Here is a 4,262-nt window from a genome sequence, read left to right as displayed (position 1 = left end):
TTTCAACACCTGCAGGCCACGCCCCACTTCAAGGCACGCCTCTACGCTGCGGCGCATGTTGGCGGCGATGTCGCGCTGGATCAGGTCTGGGTCCGTGCAATCGGCCGGTAGTTGATAGCCCAGTTGTGCAGCCACAGCGCGGACCTGGTTGTCGTGTTCGGTGTTGAGCGCGGCCATTTGGTGCTGCTTGGCTAGCAGGGCCTGACCTTGCTCGATGTCATCTTCGAGCAGTTCAACAGCGGCTTGTGATTTGCGAGCCATCAGGCAACCCTCCGATCACCAGCCGATTTCCGATAGTTCATGGGTGTTGCTCCTTGTTTAGTGGGCGCTGATGCGCGCCTGGATCTCGTTGATGCGTGCGGCGCCGCGCTGCAGCTCCTCGGCGGTGGCCATCGCGTATTGCAGAAAGCCGATGCTCGGGGCGAAGCGTCCGCTGTCGAGGCGAGTGGCGAAGCCGGCCTCGATCAGGCTGTCCATGTAGCGGGTGATGTTCGCCGGGCTCTCGCCCAGCGCCTTGGCCAGCTCGGCGTTACTCAGCCCATTGAGGGTGTGGCCGCGCAGGGCCTTGAGTACTCGCAGGGCGCGGCTGACGCTGTCGTGGGTGCGTTTGGTGCTCATGCGCAGCGCTCCATCGGAATGACGACCAGGGCGCCGGACTGGGTGATAGCGGCCTGGCCAGCGGTGGCTTCCGCCAGTTGCTGGTGGAGATGCTGGGCCTCGTTGCACCATCCTTCGGCACATTCCTCCATGCGGGTCAGCTCGGTGCGCAGGTACTCGTTCTCTTCGGCAAGACGCGCAGCTTCGGCGCAGAGCTGCTCATAGGCTTGCTCGTCCAGGCGCCGCAGCAGGGCCTGCAGGTCGATGGCCTTACTCATCGTCAGCCACTCCAAAGTCCAGTTGAGGGGTCTCTGCCTGGGCGACGTTGCCGTGGTGCCAGGCGAGGGATTCGAGGCCGGCGCGAATGGCGTCCAGGGTCTGCTCGGCGGTTTGTTTGCCGTCGTAGAAGGCCATAAGCGCGCCGGTGGCGTTGTGCAGCACACCCTGCAACTGCTGCAGGTCGCTGGCGTTACAGGTCTTGCCGACCGGGATGTCGACCAGGAGCTTGCCGTGAGCGGCGGCCAGGTAGCGAGTGATCAGCGGCAGGCCGCAGGCGTGCTCCAGCGGCAGGATCAGGCTCAGCGGCAGGCGGCCGTTGCCGATCCACTTATAGAGAGAACTGTGGTTGTTCTGGCCCAGGTGATCACAGGCCAAACGTTCGATTCCTCGGTTGTAGCGCTGCATGGCCAGCTGCGCGCAGCCGTCCAGTGCGTCGGCTGGCGAGCGCGGCACCCAGTGTTTCCAATTTCGGCGCTTCATTGGATGGGGCTCCTTTGGGCCGTCTGAGGCGGCTTCCAATCAAAAACTCTGTTTTGCCCTTGGCAATGTCGTTACCAAATGGCCACTCTGTTGGGGTACATTCACCAACGAGGAACGGGTTATGGCTGATTTGGATGTTGAGGTTCTGCAGGCGCGGCTTGATGGCCTACAGGAGTCGTTTCTGATACTGGGCGCTCTGCTGAATCAAAGCGGGGTTGTGAGTGGCCAGGTCTTGCAAGCGAATATCCGCTCGCGGATTGACGACCTGCAGGAGCCTCACCCGGTTTTGATGGAGCAGATGCACCATCTGGCAGATCAGTTGCTGCGGAATTTTTTCCACAGCAAAGGACTTGGCCGAGCCGAGATTGATGAGCGCCTGCGTGAGGTATTGGCAGATCGAAGCCCCACTCCCGATTGAGTACCGGCGGCATGTTGTTGGGATCGACGCGGATCATGTCGCCCACCATCACGCCGGGCATGGCGGATACGTCGTAGTCCGTGCCGTTGACCACTACGGTCATGCGGGCGGTTACGCGGCGGTTTAGGGAGGCAACGGTTGCTGGAGCGGCTTGTGACTGCAGGCGATCACCCACGATACGGCCAGCGCCGATCAGCATCAGACGGTCGACCAACTTGCGGGTGCCCTTGGTGGCAGCAGTGCGATCGACGAACACCAGGGCCTGCTGGCGGGCTTCGGCCAGGTGTACGGCGATGGCTGCACTGTCACCAGGGGCGCAGGCGATCAGCGCGTTGAGTGCGGCGCGCCAGGCGTCCATGGGATGAGGGATCAATTCGATCTCTTCGGTCATGAGTTGCGGTTGGTCGGTCATGGCGGTGACCCTCGGTAGGAGGACGGATGGAAGAACAGGAAACGGGCCGGGACTGGGCTCTGGAAGGCATCGAGGGACTGATGCAACTGCTTCAGGCGTTAGTGCTGGCACTGGGCAAGACGGGGCAGTTGGATACAGCGGAGTACGCCCGTCTACTTGCGGACTGGCACAACCAGCAGATAGAGCCGGACTCGCTTCAGGACGTGCTGTTTCAGCGAATGCTTGGGATGCTGGTTGATGAACCCGAGGTGCTGCTGCGGCGTTCAAGGTTTCAACTGATGCCGGCACCAAGCCTTGCTGGCGAGCCCAAGCAGCCAGGCGCTGGCCAGAAGCCTGAAAACGATTGATGGACATGGCGGTGTCCCTCACTGCTGTTGTTGGAGGTGAAAGAATTAGGCGGCGACGGGGTCGCAGGCCTTGAGGCCGAGGGCTACGGCGATGTCGTGGGCCTGGCCGTAGTTGGCTTTGTCGAAGCCGTTGAGCACGCGGTACACAGCGTTGCGCTTGTAACCATGCTCTGCGGCCCACTGGGTAATGGTGATTCCGCGCTGGCGGAAACGCTGTTTGACCTGGTCAGGGGTCAGTGCCTTCTGGGTAGCCATGGCGGTGGCTCCTTGACTGGTTGCTGAATGATGTTTGTGTTTTGTTGAGTTGATGATGGTAGAGAATTTTCTACTCGTCAAGCGAATGGTAGATATTTATGAACCTTGGCGAGCGACTTAAGGCTGAACGAGAACGCCTGGGCTACAACCAAACGGACTTCGCCGCTTTGGCTGGGGCTTCCAAGCACTCACAGATCAATTGGGAAAAAGGCGCTGCAGCGCCTAATGCCACGGTGCTTGCGGCATGGGCTGAGCACGGACTGGACGTGTTGTATGTCGTGACTGGAGCTCGGGGTCAGGCTATGACTTACGGGTCAAATGTGCCGTTGACGGCACATTTGACCCAAAAGGCCAATCCAGTCACGCACTCAGTCGTCGCTGACCCGCTTGGCGAGTACAGGCTCAATCAGCGAGAAAAGGCCCTGATCGAGAACTATCGGGGATCAGATGAAGAAGGACGGAGAGCCATGGAGAGCACAGCGAGTGCTCTGGCGCACAAGGACCGTGCGAAAGAGAAACGCCAAGGCGGCGAATGATGATTACGGAGATGCTGTGATGAATGATTTCAGTGAAGAAACCAGGCGAGAAGTCATGAAGTTGGCTGTGCAGTTGGTGACGAATTATGTCACTAGCCAAAACCAGATGCTGGACTCCCGAGAGCAGTACTGGTTCGGCATCGAGGAAAGAGAGAGCACTCCACCCTTGCCCGACCTTATCGAGGGAGTCTACCGTCAGCTCTTGGGTATGCTGGGTAAGTGAGGACACGCTGTGGAAGAAGGCCAAGGACGTCATTCTGAAGCCCTCGGCCTCTTGGTCATTCGGGCTTTTGCGCGAGTACCTGAAAACCGAGATGGCCCGGAAGCTCCCCGGTCTGGAGCAGATTCTGTAATTCCGCCGCGCAGTTGTAGTGCGCCATGTACCTCATCTCCAGCCCGCGCTTCCGGTCCGGGTTGGGGGTCGCCTCAGCCTCGCGCTTCGACACTGCAGCGATCCTGAGCCAGTACTGCGCCAGTTGGTCCAGCAACACACGCTGCGGCCCCGAAAACCCGATGTATTGCAGGAGCCCCGGTTTGGCTGGCTCTTCGGCCTCTAGTGCCTGAGCAGGAGGCGAAAACTGAGCCTTCATCCGCTCTGTTTCAGCCGCCCACTCCTGCGTGTTTAAGGGGGCGAGCTTTGCAAACCGCTTGGCCCGTGCTACTTGCATGATTGCTGCTATCACGTTGGGGTCTGCCATTGCTACCAAGAGGTGCTCATCGATCCCTTTGCTCGCTCTGTGCGCTGCAGAGTGCTGATCGTCACAACCAGTTGCGCCCTTGCTTAACGCGGGTGCGAAACCTCCCGGCAGCGGCTCCACCGGCAGATCCAGTCGGTTCTCTTCGGCCGGCGCAGGTTCGCCTGCGGAGCGCCATTCACAGGCGGTGAACAGAGACTTCTCCCGTACCGTGGTGATGTAGCTGAAGCGCAGCCAGCCCAG

The 4,262-nt window shown here is 60.3% G+C and carries 9 protein-coding genes and 1 pseudogene; 3 read left to right on the top strand and 7 right to left on the bottom strand.

All coding sequences use genetic code 11. The features are described from left to right. From JHD77_RS31955 to JHD77_RS31935, 5 genes and pseudogenes are all read right to left on the bottom strand, one after another. A pseudogene (locus JHD77_RS31955) lies at positions 1-261 on the bottom strand (hypothetical protein); the annotation flags it as partial. 57 nt (positions 262-318) lie between these two features. Continuing rightward, the gene (locus tag JHD77_RS31950; RefSeq protein WP_031642102.1) at positions 319-618 is read right to left on the bottom strand and encodes a helix-turn-helix domain-containing protein; all 300 of its coding nucleotides are present in this window, start codon (positions 616-618) and stop codon (positions 319-321) included. Further along, positions 615-875 carry a hypothetical protein gene (locus tag JHD77_RS31945; protein ID WP_058177651.1) on the bottom strand — a complete coding sequence of 87 codons (261 nt, stop codon included), beginning with the start codon at positions 873-875 and terminating at the stop codon, positions 615-617. The genes JHD77_RS31950 and JHD77_RS31945 overlap by 4 nt, the downstream gene beginning before the upstream one ends. Then, the gene (locus JHD77_RS31940) at positions 868-1,356 is read right to left on the bottom strand and encodes a hypothetical protein (protein ID WP_094226441.1); all 489 of its coding nucleotides are present in this window, start codon (positions 1,354-1,356) and stop codon (positions 868-870) included. The genes JHD77_RS31945 and JHD77_RS31940 overlap by 8 nt, the downstream gene beginning before the upstream one ends. Before the next feature lie 119 nt (positions 1,357-1,475). Continuing rightward, entirely contained in the window at positions 1,476-2,186 is a 711-nt protein-coding gene (locus JHD77_RS31935) for a hypothetical protein (RefSeq protein ID WP_179063320.1), read from the bottom strand. 26 nt (positions 2,187-2,212) lie between these two features. Here JHD77_RS31935 and JHD77_RS31930 point away from each other — a divergent pair, with 26 nt between their 5' ends. Next, a complete protein-coding gene (locus tag JHD77_RS31930; RefSeq protein WP_033866801.1) occupies positions 2,213-2,533 on the top strand; it encodes a hypothetical protein in 321 nt (106 codons plus the stop codon). A gap of 45 nt (positions 2,534-2,578) precedes the next feature. Here JHD77_RS31930 and JHD77_RS31925 read toward each other — a convergent pair whose 3' ends face one another. Further along, positions 2,579-2,788 (bottom strand): DNA-binding protein, encoded by a 210-nt coding sequence (locus tag JHD77_RS31925; RefSeq protein ID WP_023657070.1) that lies wholly within the window; start codon positions 2,786-2,788, stop codon positions 2,579-2,581. 98 nt (positions 2,789-2,886) lie between these two features. On the opposite strand from JHD77_RS31925, the gene JHD77_RS33235 reads away from it, so the two are divergent. Beyond that, positions 2,887-3,324: a helix-turn-helix domain-containing protein gene (locus JHD77_RS33235; protein WP_179063041.1), complete on the top strand. Its 438-nt coding sequence runs from the start codon at positions 2,887-2,889 to the stop codon at positions 3,322-3,324. Positions 3,325-3,343: 19 nt separating this feature from the next. Then, entirely contained in the window at positions 3,344-3,547 is a 204-nt protein-coding gene (locus JHD77_RS31915) for a hypothetical protein (protein WP_094226442.1), read from the top strand. Between the two features lie 55 nt (positions 3,548-3,602). Here the strand turns inward: JHD77_RS31915 and JHD77_RS31910 are convergent. Further along, positions 3,603-4,262 (bottom strand): hypothetical protein (locus tag JHD77_RS31910; protein ID WP_199506575.1); only part of this gene is annotated, 660 nt, incomplete at its 5' end.

The organism is Pseudomonas sp. P20, assembly GCF_016463925.1.
GTDB classification, from domain to species: Bacteria; Pseudomonadota; Gammaproteobacteria; order Pseudomonadales; family Pseudomonadaceae; genus Pseudomonas; species Pseudomonas aeruginosa.
Note: the sequence above shows the minus strand (reverse complement) of the source record. Positions and strands in the feature narration are given on the sequence as shown.